General features: G+C 71.3%; 10 protein-coding genes and 2 pseudogenes. 6 read left to right on the top strand and 6 right to left on the bottom strand.

Going from position 1 to position 13,150, the window contains the following annotated elements:
• Both AC6EUL_RS22035 and AC6EUL_RS22040 read right to left on the bottom strand, forming a co-directional pair.
• Window positions 1-249 (bottom strand): annotated as a pseudogene (locus tag AC6EUL_RS22035) (outer membrane lipoprotein carrier protein LolA); the annotation flags it as partial.
• Window positions 250-375: 126 nt separating this feature from the next.
• Complete coding sequence (locus tag AC6EUL_RS22040) at window positions 376-3,849, bottom strand: DNA translocase FtsK (RefSeq protein WP_499872706.1); 3,474 nt, start codon at window positions 3,847-3,849, stop codon at window positions 376-378.
• Window positions 3,850-4,142: 293 nt separating this feature from the next.
• On the opposite strand from AC6EUL_RS22040, the gene AC6EUL_RS22045 reads away from it, so the two are divergent.
• From AC6EUL_RS22045 to AC6EUL_RS22055, 3 genes are all read left to right on the top strand, one after another.
• Window positions 4,143-6,224: an NAD(+) synthase gene (locus AC6EUL_RS22045; RefSeq protein ID WP_499872708.1), complete on the top strand. Its 2,082-nt coding sequence runs from the start codon at window positions 4,143-4,145 to the stop codon at window positions 6,222-6,224.
• Window positions 6,225-6,290: 66 nt separating this feature from the next.
• Window positions 6,291-6,518, top strand: coding sequence for a hypothetical protein (locus AC6EUL_RS22050; RefSeq protein WP_056214039.1), 228 nt, complete (start codon window positions 6,291-6,293; stop codon window positions 6,516-6,518).
• 135 nt (window positions 6,519-6,653) lie between these two features.
• The gene (locus AC6EUL_RS22055) at window positions 6,654-7,067 is read left to right on the top strand and encodes a PilZ domain-containing protein (protein WP_056214043.1); all 414 of its coding nucleotides are present in this window, start codon (window positions 6,654-6,656) and stop codon (window positions 7,065-7,067) included.
• A 1-nt stretch (window position 7,068) separates the two neighbouring features.
• On the opposite strand, the gene AC6EUL_RS22060 is transcribed toward AC6EUL_RS22055, so the two are convergent.
• Window positions 7,069-7,506 (bottom strand): HIT family protein, encoded by a 438-nt coding sequence (locus tag AC6EUL_RS22060; protein WP_499872711.1) that lies wholly within the window; start codon window positions 7,504-7,506, stop codon window positions 7,069-7,071.
• Window positions 7,507-7,886: 380 nt separating this feature from the next.
• Here AC6EUL_RS22060 and AC6EUL_RS22065 point away from each other — a divergent pair, with 380 nt between their 5' ends.
• Window positions 7,887-8,633 (top strand): glutaredoxin family protein, encoded by a 747-nt coding sequence (locus tag AC6EUL_RS22065; RefSeq protein ID WP_056349872.1) that lies wholly within the window; start codon window positions 7,887-7,889, stop codon window positions 8,631-8,633.
• Between the two features lie 250 nt (window positions 8,634-8,883).
• Window positions 8,884-9,867, top strand: a complete 984-nt coding sequence (locus AC6EUL_RS22070; protein ID WP_056214052.1) for a cation diffusion facilitator family transporter — start codon at window positions 8,884-8,886, stop codon at window positions 9,865-9,867.
• A gap of 74 nt (window positions 9,868-9,941) precedes the next feature.
• On the opposite strand, the gene AC6EUL_RS22075 is transcribed toward AC6EUL_RS22070, so the two are convergent.
• The 3 genes from AC6EUL_RS22075 to AC6EUL_RS22085 all read right to left on the bottom strand — a co-directional run bounded on the left by AC6EUL_RS22075 (window position 9,942) and on the right by AC6EUL_RS22085 (window position 12,539).
• Window positions 9,942-10,823 (bottom strand): alginate O-acetyltransferase AlgX-related protein, encoded by an 882-nt coding sequence (locus AC6EUL_RS22075; protein ID WP_082501493.1) that lies wholly within the window; start codon window positions 10,821-10,823, stop codon window positions 9,942-9,944.
• Between the two features lie 126 nt (window positions 10,824-10,949).
• Complete coding sequence (locus AC6EUL_RS22080) at window positions 10,950-11,993, bottom strand: hypothetical protein (protein ID WP_056379687.1); 1,044 nt, start codon at window positions 11,991-11,993, stop codon at window positions 10,950-10,952.
• A 318-nt stretch (window positions 11,994-12,311) separates the two neighbouring features.
• Window positions 12,312-12,539, bottom strand: a complete 228-nt coding sequence (locus tag AC6EUL_RS22085; RefSeq protein WP_499872713.1) for a hypothetical protein — start codon at window positions 12,537-12,539, stop codon at window positions 12,312-12,314.
• Window positions 12,540-12,893: 354 nt separating this feature from the next.
• Between AC6EUL_RS22085 and AC6EUL_RS22090 the strand changes: the two are divergent.
• A pseudogene (locus AC6EUL_RS22090) lies at window positions 12,894-13,150 on the top strand (hypothetical protein); the annotation flags it as partial.

The following is a 13,150-nucleotide window of genomic DNA, read 5'->3' on the forward strand; positions in this document are numbered from 1 at the left end:
CCCCCCCCCCCCCCCCCCCCCCCCCCCGCGCCCGCCCCCGCCCCGCGGGGCGCGCGCCCCCCCCCCCCCCCCCCCCGCCGCCGGGGCGGGCTCGGGCTCCGGCTCGGGGGCCGGCGCCGGCTGCTCCTTGCGGCCGAACAGGCCGTCGAGGAACGAGGAGACCTGGGCGGAGGCCGGCTGCGGCAGGGCGAGGCCCGCCGCCAGGACGAGCAGCGGACCGGCGGCGAGGCGGTGACGGCGGCCGATCATCGGGACGCTCCCTTGAGGCGATGCGTAGGCGTGCGGATCGAGTGCGGGTGGTGCCCGCTTAGAAGCCCGCCCTGTGGCGAATATGCGACGGGTGGGACGGCCACCGCCCCACCCGCGCCATCCGGCTCAGTCGTCGTAATCCATCATGCCGGAGGCGGCGTGGCCGCCCTCCATCAGGATCTCGCGCTTGCCGGCATGGTTGGCCGGGCCGACGATGCCCTCGATCTCCATCCGCTCCATGATGGAGGCGGCGCGGTTGTAGCCGATCTGCAGGCGGCGCTGGATGTAGCTCGTCGAGGCCTTGCGGTCGCGCATCACCACCTGCACCGCCTGGTCGTAGAGCTCGGCGCCGGGATCGATGCCGCCGCTGCCCGCATAGGCGCCGGCGTCGAAGATCGGGGCGTCGCTGTCCTCGATCTCGGCCGCCTGGGCCTTCTCGGCCCGGTCGGCCTTGTCCGCCTTCGCGCCCTTGGCGGGCTTCTCGTCGCCGCTGCCGTCGTCGGCCGTGACGGCTTCGAGGTAGGAGGGTCGGCCCTGGCGCTTGAGGTGGGCGACCACGCTCTCGACCTCCGCATCGGAGCAGAACGGCCCGTGCACGCGCGTCGTGCGCCCGCCGCCGGCCATGAACAGCATGTCGCCCTGGCCCAGCAGCTGCTCGGCGCCCATCTCGCCCAGGATCGTGCGGCTGTCGATCTTGCTCGTCACCTGGAAGGAGATCCGGGTCGGGAAGTTGGCCTTGATCGTGCCCGTAATCACGTCGACCGAGGGACGCTGGGTCGCCATGATCAGGTGGATGCCCGCCGCCCGCGCCATCTGCGCCAGGCGCTGGATCGCCCCCTCGATGTCCTTGCCCGCCACCATCATCAGGTCGGCCATCTCGTCGACCACGATCACGATGTAGGGCAGCGCCGAAAGGTCCATCTCCTCCGTCTCGTAGACGGCCTGGCCGGTCTCGCGGTTGAAGCCGGTATGGACCTCGCGGGTGATGGTCTCGCCCTTGGCCCGGGCCTCCGCCATGCGGGCGTTGTAGCCGTCGATGTTGCGCACGGCGATCTTGGACATCTTCTTGTAGCGCTCCTCCATCTCGCGCACGGCCCATTTCAGGGCGATCACCGCCTTCTTCGGGTCGATGACGACGGGGGAGAGCAGGTGCGGGATGCCGTCGTAGACGGAGAGCTCCAGCATCTTCGGGTCGACCATGATCAGGCGGCACTCCTCCGGCTTCATCCGGTAGAGGAGCGACAGGATCATGGTGTTGATGGCCACGGACTTGCCCGAGCCCGTGGTGCCGGCCACCAGCAGGTGGGGCATCTTGGCCAGATCCGCGATGATCGGCTCGCCGCCGATGTTCTTGCCCAGGCACAGGGCAAGGCTCTGCTTGGTCTCGGCGAAATCGGCCGAGGCGAGGAGTTCGCGCAGGTACACGGTCTCGCGGGTGTCGTTGGGCAGCTCGATGCCGATGACGTTGCGGCCGGGGACCACGGCGACGCGGGCGGAGACCGCCGACATCGAGCGGGCGATGTCGTCCGAGAGCGAGATCACGCGGCTCGACTTGGTGCCGGGCGCCGGCTCCAGCTCGTAGAGGGTGACGACGGGTCCGGGACGCACGGCCAGGATGTCGCCGCGCACGCCGAAATCCTGCACCGTCTGCTGGAGGTTGAGGGCGTTCTGCTCCAGCACGTCGGCATCGACCTCCTCCGTCTCGTTCAGGGGCGGCTCGGCCAGGAGGTCGAGGGCGGGGTGCTCGTAGTCGGCGTTCTCCACGAAGGACATCGGCACGTGCCGGCCGGCCGGGATGAGGAGCGGGCGCTCGGGCAGGATCGCGCGCGGCATGTGGACGGCCGGGACCTCCGGCGCCGCGACGGCCTCCGCCGCGGGGGCGGACGCCTCGGCCTCGACCGGGACGGACCCCTCGACCGCGTCGGTCGACGCGACCGCGTCGGTCGACGCGACGGGCGTCGGAGCCTCGATCTCGGGCTCGGGGGCGGACAGGCCCTTGGGATTGCGCAGCAGCACCGGGCGCGCCGGGATCGGGGTCGGCACGAAGGCGGGCTCGGCCGCCCGGGGCGCCGCCGCGACAAAGGCAGGGACGACGGGGGCAGGGACGACGGGGGCAGGGACGACAGGCGCCGGCTCGAAGGGCGCGACCGGCACGAACGGCATCGCCCCCGGCAGGGCAGGGGAGGGGGCCGGAAGCGGAGCCGCGACCATCGGGGCGGCCACCAGGGCCGCGGCGCCGACGGGGGCGGCCGGACGGCCGGCGCGGATCGCCGCGCGGGCCGCCATGGCGTGGAGCGGGGTGGGACGGACCGGCGCCGCCCCCGGAACCGCGTTGTCCTGGCCTTCGACCGGGCGCGGCGGGCCGAAGGGCTCGAACCGCACGAGGTGTTCCAGGCGGTAGCCCGCCCGGGCCGGCGCCGTCTCGGCGGTCGCGTCGGCCGGGGCGGAGGCCGCGGGCTCGACCCGTGCCGCAGCGCCGTCGAAGGCCCCGCGCTCGGAGACGGGGCTTTCGGCGGTGGCGATCTCGGAGGGGACGATCTCGGAGGCGGCGATCTCGGACGCCGGCAGCGGGGCGGGCTCGGCCTGGATCGCCGACCAGGCGTCGAGGGCGGCGCCGTCGCGGCCGTCGAACCAGGCCTGGACCTCGGACCAGTCCGGCACGTCCGACCAGTCGCGATCGTCGGGGATCACGGCCGTCTCGACGGGCGCGGTGTCTGCGAGGGCGGTCTCGGCGAGAGACGTTTCGGCGAGAGAGGTTTCGACAGGGACGGCCTCGACCGGCGCGGGCTCCGGCGCGAGCGCGGCGGGAGCCTCCGGGTCGGGACGGACCTGGCGCCGGTCGGGGCTGCGGAAGAAGCGCACGCCGGGGGGGGCGACGAAGGGCTGGCGCCACAGGGGCTCGGGCACCTGGGCGGCCAGGGCCTCGGCCTCCGCCTGCGCCGCGCGGGCGGCCTGCTCCCGCGCCTCGGCCTCGAGCCGGAGCGCGTCCTGCTCGGCCTGGAGGCGCAGGGCCTCCGCCTCGGCCTCCGCATGGGCCTGGGCGCGGGCGGCGCGCTCGGCGTCCAGCGCCCGCTGGCGGCGCTCGTGCAGGACGGGATCGGGGGTGCGGGTGTAGCGCACGGCCGGTCCGGCCGGGGCCGCCGCGGCAGGGGCCGGGGCCTCGCCGGCCTCGGGCATGATCGCGGCCGGGCGGCGCGGGGTCCGGATCAGGACGCGGGGCGCGGGCGTGTCGGCCTCCATCTGGCCGTCGTCGAACCCGACCGCGGGGGCGGCGCGGCGCGGGATCATGTCGAGGGTGGCGCGGTCGTCGAAGACCTGGGCCGGCCAGGCCTGGATCGCCGGGGCGGGCCGGAAGGCGAGGCCGACCTCGTTGCGGCCGACCAGGGCCTGCGGGCTCGTCATCCAGCTCGGGGTCGGGCGGGTGGCCGCCACCGTGTAGTCCGGCCGCTGCGGCGGGCCGGCGAGGCGGCGGGAGAGGGTCGCCCGCAGGTTCATCAACCGGTGCGCCAGGGCGCCGATCGACAGGCCGAGGCGGTCGCCGCCGCGAACGGGGCGCGAAGGATCACGATGGGAGTAGGGGAGCCGTCCCGATGCGCGCATGATTGGCCGGATGTACTCAAAACGGGTCCGCCGCCGGGAGCGGCGCGGTTCAGCGCTGAGTTAGGGGCATCGTCGTTAACAGACGCTTGATTTGACCGCGCGACCGAGGCCCGATCGCCTGAACCGGGACCACCGAACCGCGCCCGTCGAACCCGGAGCCCCCTCGCCCGGCCCCTCGCTGGGCCCCTTGCTGGCCCCTTGCTGGGCCCCTTGGCACGCCGCCGAACCCTTGCGCTGGAGGCGGATGGCGGCAGGGGTTAAGGTGCGGCGCGATCAGTCCGGAGCCCCGCCCCTTGCCCAGTCCCTCGGCGACCACGTCCGCCCCGGCCGATCCCGGCTTCCGCTCCCTCTACCGGCACGGCTTCGCCCGGGTCGCCGCCTGCACCACCCGCAGCCACCCGGCCGACCCGGCCCGCAACGCTGAAGGCATCCTCGCCCTCGCCCGGTCGTGCGACGAGGCCGGGGTCGCCGTGGCGGTGTTCCCGGAGCTCTGCGTCTCGGCCTACGCCATCGAGGACCTGTTCCTGCAGGTCACGGTGCTCGAGGCGGTGGAGGCGGCGGTGGCGCGCCTCGTGGCGGATTCGGCCGCGCTCCAGCCCGTCCTCGTCGTCGGCGCGCCCCTGCGCTGGGGCCACCGGCTCTACAACTGCGCCCTGGCCATCCACCGCGGCCGGCTCCTCGGGGTGATCCCGAAGAGCTTCCTGCCGACCTACCGGGAGTTCTACGAGAAGCGCCACTTCGCCTCCGGCGCCGGGATCGCGGGCGAGAGCATCCGGGTCGCCGGCCTGGAGGCGCCCTTCGGCACCGACCTGCTGTTCGCCGCCGCGGACGTGCCCAACCTGGTGCTCGGCGTCGAGGTCTGCGAGGACCTCTGGGTGCCCGCCTCCCCCGGCATCGACGCGGCCTTGGCCGGCGCCACCGTGCTCGCCAACCTGTCGGGCAGCCCGATCACGGTGGGCCGGGCGGACTCCCGCGCGCTGCTGACGCGGGCCGCCTCGATGCGCTGCCTCTGCGCCTACGTCTACGCCGCCGCCGGCACCGGCGAATCCACCACCGACCTCTCCTGGGACGGGCAGACCAGCATCGACGAGAACGGGGAGCGCCTCGCCGAGGGGCCGCGCTTCGCGTCCGAGCCCGTGATGACCCTGGCCGACATCGATCTCGGCCGCCTCGCCCAGGAGCGGCTCCAGATGGGCAGCTTCGACGATTCGGGCCGTGCCGCGCCCCGCGGGCCGACCTATCGCCGGGTGGCCTTCCGGCTCGATCCGCCGGCCGGCGACCTCGGCCTGCGGCGCACGGTCGAGCGCTTCCCCTTCGTGCCCGCCGATCCGGCCCGCCTCGCCCAGGATTGCTACGAGGCCTACAACATCCAGGTGGCGGGCCTCGCCCAGCGCCTGGAGGCGACGGGGACGAAGAAGGTCGTCATCGGCGTCTCGGGCGGCCTCGATTCGACCCACGCCCTCATCGTCGCGGCCAAGGCCATGGATCGGCTCGGCCTCCCGCGAACAAACATCCTGGCCTACACCCTGCCGGGCTTCGCCACCTCGGAGGGCACCAAGACCAACGCCCACGCCCTGATGCGGGCGCTCGGCACCACCGCCCGCGAGATCGACATCCGCGAGGCCGCCACCGTGATGCTCACCGGGATGGACCACCCGTTCGGACGCGGCGAGCCGGTCTACGACGTCACCTTCGAGAACGTGCAGGCGGGCCTGCGCACCGACTACCTGTTTCGCCTCGCCAACCAGAACGGCGCCCTCGTGATCGGCACCGGCGACCTGTCGGAACTGGCGCTCGGCTGGTGCACCTACGGCGTCGGCGACCAGATGAGCCATTACGGCGTCAATGCCGGGGTGCCCAAGACCCTGATCCAGCACCTGATCCGCTGGGTCATCGCCTCGGGCCAGGTCGGGCCGGAGGTCGGCGTCACCCTGCGGGCGATCCTCGCCACCGAGATCTCGCCCGAGCTGGTCCCGGTGGACGCGGGCGCGACGCCGCAGAGCACGCAAGGGGTGATCGGCCCCTACGCGCTGCAGGATTTCAACCTGTTCTACACCCTGCGCTACGGCTTCCCGCCCGCGAAGATCGCCTTCCTGGCGCTGCACGCCTGGGGCGACGCGGGCACCGGGTCCTGGCCGCCGGACTTCCCGGACTCCGAGCGCGGCGCCTACGACCTGGGAGAGATCCGGCGCTGGCTCGCGTTCTTCCTGCAGCGCTTCTTCGGCTTCAGCCAGTTCAAGCGCTCCGCCCTGCCCAACGGACCCAAGGTCTCGGCCGGGGGCTCCCTGTCGCCGCGCGGCGACTGGCGCGCGCCCTCCGATGGAAGCGCCCGGCCCTGGCTCGAAGACCTGGCCCGTAACGTTCCGGAGACCTGATCGACACAGTGCTGTCCGATTGCCCGCTTAGGGCGTAGCTTGGGTGGGCGAATCGGAGATTGACCGATGCAGAATTACAACGTTTTCTGCCTCAGGAGCATTGAGGGCCTGTGCTGCGCCGTGCCGGAGAGCCGCGCCGTGCCGCCCTTCCTCGGGAACGGCCGCTGGGCCTTCGGCGGTAAGCTCGCGGCGGTGGGCGACGCCCCGGCCGATTTCGACGACCGCGCGGCCGAGACCGCCGTGCGCTTCAACGGCTTCTACCTGTTCCAGACCATGGACAGCCGCTTCCACTGACCCGAAGGGAGAACGCGGCATCCGGTCCGCCGCCGCGCGCGCGCATCGCGGCGATCATTCCTTAAGGGGCGCCGTGCCAGGGTGCCCCGCATGGGACGCGGAGTCGGAGACCGCCCCAGGGTGGAGCAGCACGGCATGTCGGAGCATCGCAGGGAGTCGCGCCTGAGGACCTTCCTCAAGGGCCGGATCATCTTCAACAAGGGTGCCTCGACCATGGACTGCCTGGTCCGGGACCTGTCCGCCTCCGGCGCCCGGCTCGCCCTAACCGAGACCTCGACGCTGCCCGAGAGCTTCGACCTCTACATTCCGCAGAAGGACCGGACCTACCGCGCCACCCTGTGCTGGCGCCGGGCGGACGGCATCGGCATCACCTTCGTGGACGAGGCCGCGCCGGCGCCCGTGCCCGTGTCCGTGCCCGCCGCGGCTCCGCCCCCGGCGGACGAGGCCGCCGCGATGCTCGCCCTGGTGCGCCGGATCAGCGAACTCGAGGCGGAGAACGCCGCCCTGCGCCGGCTCCTCGCCAGCCCGCCGGTGAGCGGCGCCGCCTGACTCAGCCGGCCGCGAGGGCCGCCCGGATGCGGGCGGCGTGCTCCGCCAGGACCGCCCGGTCCGCCATGCCGCCCGTGTGGCGCTGAAGCGGCACGCCCTCGAAGCGCGGCACGATGTGGACGTGCAGGTGGAACACCGTCTGCCCGCCGGCCGGCTCGTTGTACTGGAACACCGTGAGCCCCTCGGCCGCGAAGGCCGCCTTCACCGCCCGGGCGACGCGCTGCACCGTCCGCGCCAGGGCCGCGAGGGCCTCCGGGTTGGCGTCGAGGAGGCCCCGCGCCGGGGCCTTGGGAATCACCAGGGTGTGGCCGTCCCCCTGGGGCATCACGTCCATGAACGCGAGGGTGTCGGCATCCTCGTAGACCCGCTCGGCGGGAATCTCCCCACGCAGGATCTTCGCGAAGACGTTGTCGGGATCATAGGCGGGCGTGACGGTCATGCGGCCGGCTCCGGTGAAGGTTCGACGGGGTCGGCGCGCACGATGCACAGGCCGACCAACCCCGTCCACCTCATCCCGGCCTCCTTCGTCCCAGACCTGGGCGATCGCGCCGTGGGACCGCGCCGTTTCGGCGCTCACGGCGCTTCGCCCCCCGATCTCGCCGCACGGACGTCGCGTCGGACGCCTGCCGAAGGGCCGCCCCTTTGCAACCCAGGATCTTTCTTGCGGCCCCGCTGCAACGAATCGTTCGTACCCCCCTTGACCTTCCCACCATGGGAAGCCCCATCTACGCACCGGCCGCCGGTGCATCCCGCCGCGCGGCCGACCCGGCGGAGTTTCGAACCGCCTCCCGGGCCGGGTCACCCGTCGAGGAGCCCCAGATGTCGAGTCCCGCCCGGACGGCCACCCTGTTCCGCATGGTGATGCCGGAGCACACCTGCCCCTACGGCCTGAAGGCCAAGGACCTGCTCGAGCGCGAGGGCTTCGCGGTCGAGGACCGCTGGCTGACGACGCGGGAGGAGATCGACCGCTTCAAGGCCGAGCACGACGTGAAGACCACGCCGCAGACCTTCATCGCCGGCCAGCGCGTCGGCGGTTACGACGACCTGCGCCGGCATCTCGGCCGGTCCGTTCCGGACCCCCAGGCCACGACCTACACGCCCGTGATCGCGGTCTTCGCCATGACCGCGCTGATGGCGTCGGCCGCCAGCCACGCGGCCTTCGGCTCCCCCTTCACCGTGCGGGCGGCGGAATGGTTCATCGCCCTCAGCATGTGCGTGCTGGCGATCCTGAAGCTGCAGGACATCGAGCGCTTCTCGTCGATGTTCCTGGGCTACGACCTCCTGGCCAAGCGCTGGGTGCGCTACGCCTACGCCTATCCGTTCTGCGAGGCGCTGGCCGGGCTCCTGATGCTGGCCGGGGCCCTGTCCTGGCTCTCGATCCCGGTGGCGCTGTTCATCGGCACGGTGGGGGCGGTCTCGGTGTTCAAGGCGGTCTACATCGACAAGCGCGAACTGAAATGCGCCTGCGTCGGCGGATCGAGCAACGTGCCGCTCGGCTTCGTCTCGCTGACCGAGAACCTGATGATGGTCGGGATGGCCCTCTGGATGCTGGTGATGGCGGCCTGATCCACCGGCCCCCCGATCCCTCGGTGGGGTGCGCCGTCGGCGGCTTGCCCCAGGAGGGGCCCGGCGCGCGGAGTCGGGCCAGGGATCGTTCCGCGCGGAACCGTCGGGGACGGAGAACCTTCCGAGGCTCCCGTGCGTTGGATGCGCTTCGCCCCAGCGGCAACGCTTGTCCGAACGCCGCGCCCTGCCGGCGGGTCGGGCCCGCGTCGCCGCAGGTCCGACCGATCCCCCCCGAGAGCATCGCCATCGCATGGCCCACGAGAGCACCAGCGCCATCTACACCGCGGCCGGGGCCAACCTCGCCATCGCGGCGGCCAAGTTCGTCGGCGCCTTCCTCACCGGCAGCTCGGCGATGCTGGCCGAGGGCGTCCACTCGGTGGTCGACACCACCAACCAGATCCTGCTCCTCATCGGCCTGAAGCGGTCGCAGCGTCCGGCCACGGCGAAGCACCCGTTCGGCTACGGCCGCGAGGTGTACTTCTACGCCTTCATCGTGGCGCTGTTCATCTTCCTCGGCGGCGGCGCCTTCGCGGTCTACGAGGGCATCCACAAGCTCCAGCACCCCGAGCCCTCGGTGGACGCCGTGGTCTGGGGCTACCCCGTCTCGGGCTTCTGGGTGAACGTGGCGATCCTGGGCTTCTCGGTGATGGCCGAGGGCTATTCCTGCTTCGTGGCCCTGAAGGCGTTCTGGGCGGAGAAGGGCCAGCGGCCGCCGCTCGCCGCCATCCGCCGGAGCAAGGACCCGGCCCTGTTCACCGTGCTGGCCGAGGACGTCGCCGCCCTGATGGGCCTCGTGGTGGCGCTGGCCGGCGTGATCCTGGCCCGGGTCCTCGACATGCCCGCCCTCGACGGCTGGTCCTCCATCGGCATCGGCCTGATCCTGATCGGGATGGCGGCCTTCCTGATGATCGAGACCCACGGCCTCCTCATCGGCGAGGCCGCCGACCCGGAGCTCGTGGCGGCGATCCGCGCCGTGGTGCGCGACGAGCCGGGCGTCCACCACGTCAACACCGTGCTGACCCAGCATCTCGGCCCGTCCGACGTCCTCGTGAACGTCAGCCTCGACATGGACGACGCCCTCAGCGCCGGTGCGATCGAGGCCATGGTCTCCCGGGTCGAGGCCCGGCTCAAGGCGCGCAGCCCCGACGTGACGCGGGTGTTCATCGAGGTCCAGGCCCGGGCGACCCCGGCCCCGGACGCCCTCGGCGCCGCCCCGGCCTCGGCCAACGCCTGACGGGGGACGTCAGCGGCCTTCTCGGCCGCCCTCGGTGATGGACCGGCGCCTTCGGGCCCGGAGCCGTGGCGCGCCTACGGCTCGACCGCGTAGGTGTCCGCCGTCACCTGGCGCAGAAACCGCTCCGCGATCTGGCCGATCAGGATGTCCGGCTTCACGCGGGCGAAATAGGCCCAATCCACCGCCGGCGACCAGATGAAGTGCACCTCCCGGAAGGTCTCGGCCAACATGACGACCAGGCTCGCGGCGGGAAAGTCCGCATAGGAATCGCCGACCAGCATCAACGTCCGGGGATCCGCGCGCGCACTGGAATTGCGATAGACGTGATGGATTCCCCGGTGCGAGGCGGTCTGCCGCGACTCGTACAGCAACGCCTTCGCGTTCGCGTAAACCCGCGTGGCCTCCGATTGCAGGCTGTAGAAGGTCCGATCTTCCGAGATCGCGGGCTCGAACTTCGATCCGAGATCACCGGCGGACCGCTCCTGGCGGCGCTCCCTGAGGTGGAAGTCGTCGACCGCCCTCGCCCGACAGGCCCGGCAGATCTGCCGATAGGCGATCTGGCAGCCCGCCAGCGTCCAGTGCGTATCCGTCCTCTGATACAGATCGCCGTCCGAGCGATGCGCGCGCAGGTGCGGAGACAGCTCGATATAGGATCGGCGCAGGATCGGATGGAACAGCAGCCCCCGGTGCAGGCGGTTGCAGAGAGACGATCGCGGATCGATCGACAGATCTCCGAGCTTATTGTCGTAGATGTAGATCTTTTCCGGCGCGATCATCGTGAAATACTCGCACCCTGCTTTTTTGCAGGCACGATAGCGACGCGCGAAGACATCCCGCCAAGCTTGGAGCTGGATGTCGATGTGGGGATTTTTTCGGGTCTGGGCGAGGACCCTGTTGGTTCCGCCGACGAGAAAGAGCCATCCGTCGACACCGCGATGAACATCGTCCTCGGACATGGCTCGGGTCGGGCTTTCAGAACGTCGCGGGCACAGGATGGGTGGGAAACCGGACGGCCGGGAGGCCCGCGGACCGCCCTCGACCGGCACGCCGCGCCCGGCGTCGAACGGCGACCCCGGCGTCGATCATTGCCAGCTCTTTCCGACGGCATGCCGAACGGCATCGGAAATCACCGTGTCGAACGCGACCATGTCGCGCGCGGCGTCGACCGATCTCAACAGGGCCGCGAGCGAGAGGACGTCCTCCGAAGGCTTCGGATGCGACATCGCGATGGGAGCGACCCCCAGGCGGTCGAGGAGCGCGGTATAATATTCGCTCGTGTAGTCGCTGTGCCCCACGACCTTGATCCGCGAGATGATCTCCATGGCGACGATGGAGTTGCCGGGCGCGAACGGGTCGCTCGGCGAGCGGGTTCCGAATTGCCGGCAGAGCGGGTTGTAGAGGAAGCGGTAGCACGGCTCGGGCAGCATCCGCAGGAAGCGCTTGATGTTTCGGCTGTTCGACAGATCGTACTCCGCCGCGAAGCGGACGGATTCCAGCATCCCGCCCAGGCGCCAGTTCTGCGCGGGGTCGTCCGTGATCGCCTTCTTCGACTGAAGCCACCGCATGCGGGCGGCCATTTCCTCGAAGGGGTCCTGGATGAGGACGCCGCTCACGCAATGGTCGTCCTGGAAGAACACCTCGTAGCGGGGAAAGATCACGGCCCCCGTGATGAGCGACGACGTCAGCCAGGGGCCCTGCATGATGCTCTGCACGACCTCTTCCGAAAGCCGGTCGACGTTGAAGTAGCTATACTGGAAGAGATCGAACAGGTTCTGTTCGACGAAGGTATTCTTCTGAACGGTCGTGGTGATACTGATCAGCTTGGCCGGCAAGAAAACCTTCTCCCGAATGGACCGGTAGATCAGGATGTTCGTATCGGCATCGAAGATCTCGATCCGGTTCGCGGAAGCGAGCTCCGGCAATTCCTTCTCGGTGATCATGTAGACGCATTGACCGGTCGAGTGCCAGCCATTCGCGCGGATATTGTCGTCGGTGATCCAGGCCGACAGTTCCGCGGTCCGGCGCCCGTCGACGGAGACGAAAACCCTGCTGATCGCACGCGGATTGTCGGGCGCCAGCCAGAAGTGAATCCCTCCACTCACATCCTTGTTGACGAAAAATCTCATCGTTGGGTCCTAAGGAACACCCGCTCGGATCGCCCGGCCGGCAGGCCTGACACATGCCTGTACCAAGGAAGACACCGCGACCTTCCGAACCCTTCGCAGCGGACCGTCGCGCCGAGCCGGATGCCTGGGCAGGCCCGTCCGATCGATCGAGGGGCCCGGGCCCCGGGTCCCGCGGCCAGCACGAACGATCAACCGGACCCGTCGCCGGACGGCCACCCCGACCCGCCTCGGCATCGGGGGCCGCGTTCTCGCATACCCGGAATTCTTTCGTCCAGCGCCATCGGGTCTCACGGACCATCCGGGCGGCGGGCGCCCCGCTCAGGCGAGCTCGAGTTCGAGGGCGACGTCGGTCAGGTAATAGGCGATGCGGCGGCGCGCCTCCGGGTCGGTGCAGGCGACGCTGAAGCCGACGGTGAGGGTCTGGCCCGCGTAGCGACGCAGGACGGATTCCGCCATCAGGGCCGCCTCCCGCTCGGCCATCGCGGTCAGGACGCGGCGCCCGTCGCAGGTCTCCAGGGTCACGCGGTAGGTCTGGGCGTTCATCATGGATCAGTCCCTGCGAACGGGAACGGTGACACCGACCGGGTCCGCGTAACGGCCCGAGCAACGGCGGAGACGGCAAGACCGATCCACGCAGATCGATCACCGCAGACCGATCCACGGCGATGCAGACGGTGATGCAAGGTTCGAACCTCCGGCCGCGCCCCCGGTTCGCGGACTCTCGACCATGTGAACTCGGGGCGCGGCGCTCCGCGCCGAGACGGACGGGCCGGGGCCGCCCGGGCGGGCGAAGGCGGCCGGAACCGTCGCCGAGACCCCGGCATTACGCTTTTCCGCGCCGCTCCCGGCCTGCGGGGCAGGGCCCGGGCCGTGCGGGCGAACGGAGGTGAGCGCATGACGATGTCCCGATGGACGGCGTCCGGATTCGTGGCTTCGGCCCTGGTGGTGGCCTGCCTTTCGGCACCCGCCCGCGCACAGGCCGACGCAGGCTCCGGGGCGTCGCCCCCCACCAAGCCGCCCGTCCCCACCAAGACGCTGCTGCACGGCAATTACTGCGGGCCGGGCAACAACGCCCCGCTCGCACCCATCGACGCCCTCGACGCGGCCTGCGCCCGGCACGATGCCTGCACGCCGGATGAGGGCCTGCCCGCGCGGGC

The sequence above is a fragment of the Methylobacterium sp. 001424705 genome (assembly GCF_059816145.1).

Coding starts and splice junctions, on each gene's coding strand:
- AC6EUL_RS22050 (WP_056214039.1), top strand. CDS start 6,291: ATGCAGAATTACAACGTTTTCTGCCTCAGGAGCATTGAGGGCCTGTGC.
- AC6EUL_RS22060 (WP_499872711.1), bottom strand. CDS start 7,506: ATGACCGTCACGCCCGCCTATGATCCCGACAACGTCTTCGCGAAGATC.
- AC6EUL_RS22055 (WP_056214043.1), top strand. CDS start 6,654: ATGTCGGAGCATCGCAGGGAGTCGCGCCTGAGGACCTTCCTCAAGGGC.
- AC6EUL_RS22070 (WP_056214052.1), top strand. CDS start 8,884: ATGGCCCACGAGAGCACCAGCGCCATCTACACCGCGGCCGGGGCCAAC.
- AC6EUL_RS22075 (WP_082501493.1), bottom strand. CDS start 10,823: ATGTCCGAGGACGATGTTCATCGCGGTGTCGACGGATGGCTCTTTCTC.
- AC6EUL_RS22080 (WP_056379687.1), bottom strand. CDS start 11,993: ATGAGATTTTTCGTCAACAAGGATGTGAGTGGAGGGATTCACTTCTGG.
- AC6EUL_RS22040 (WP_499872706.1), bottom strand. CDS start 3,849: ATGCGCGCATCGGGACGGCTCCCCTACTCCCATCGTGATCCTTCGCGC.
- AC6EUL_RS22065 (WP_056349872.1), top strand. CDS start 7,887: ATGTCGAGTCCCGCCCGGACGGCCACCCTGTTCCGCATGGTGATGCCG.
- AC6EUL_RS22085 (WP_499872713.1), bottom strand. CDS start 12,539: ATGATGAACGCCCAGACCTACCGCGTGACCCTGGAGACCTGCGACGGG.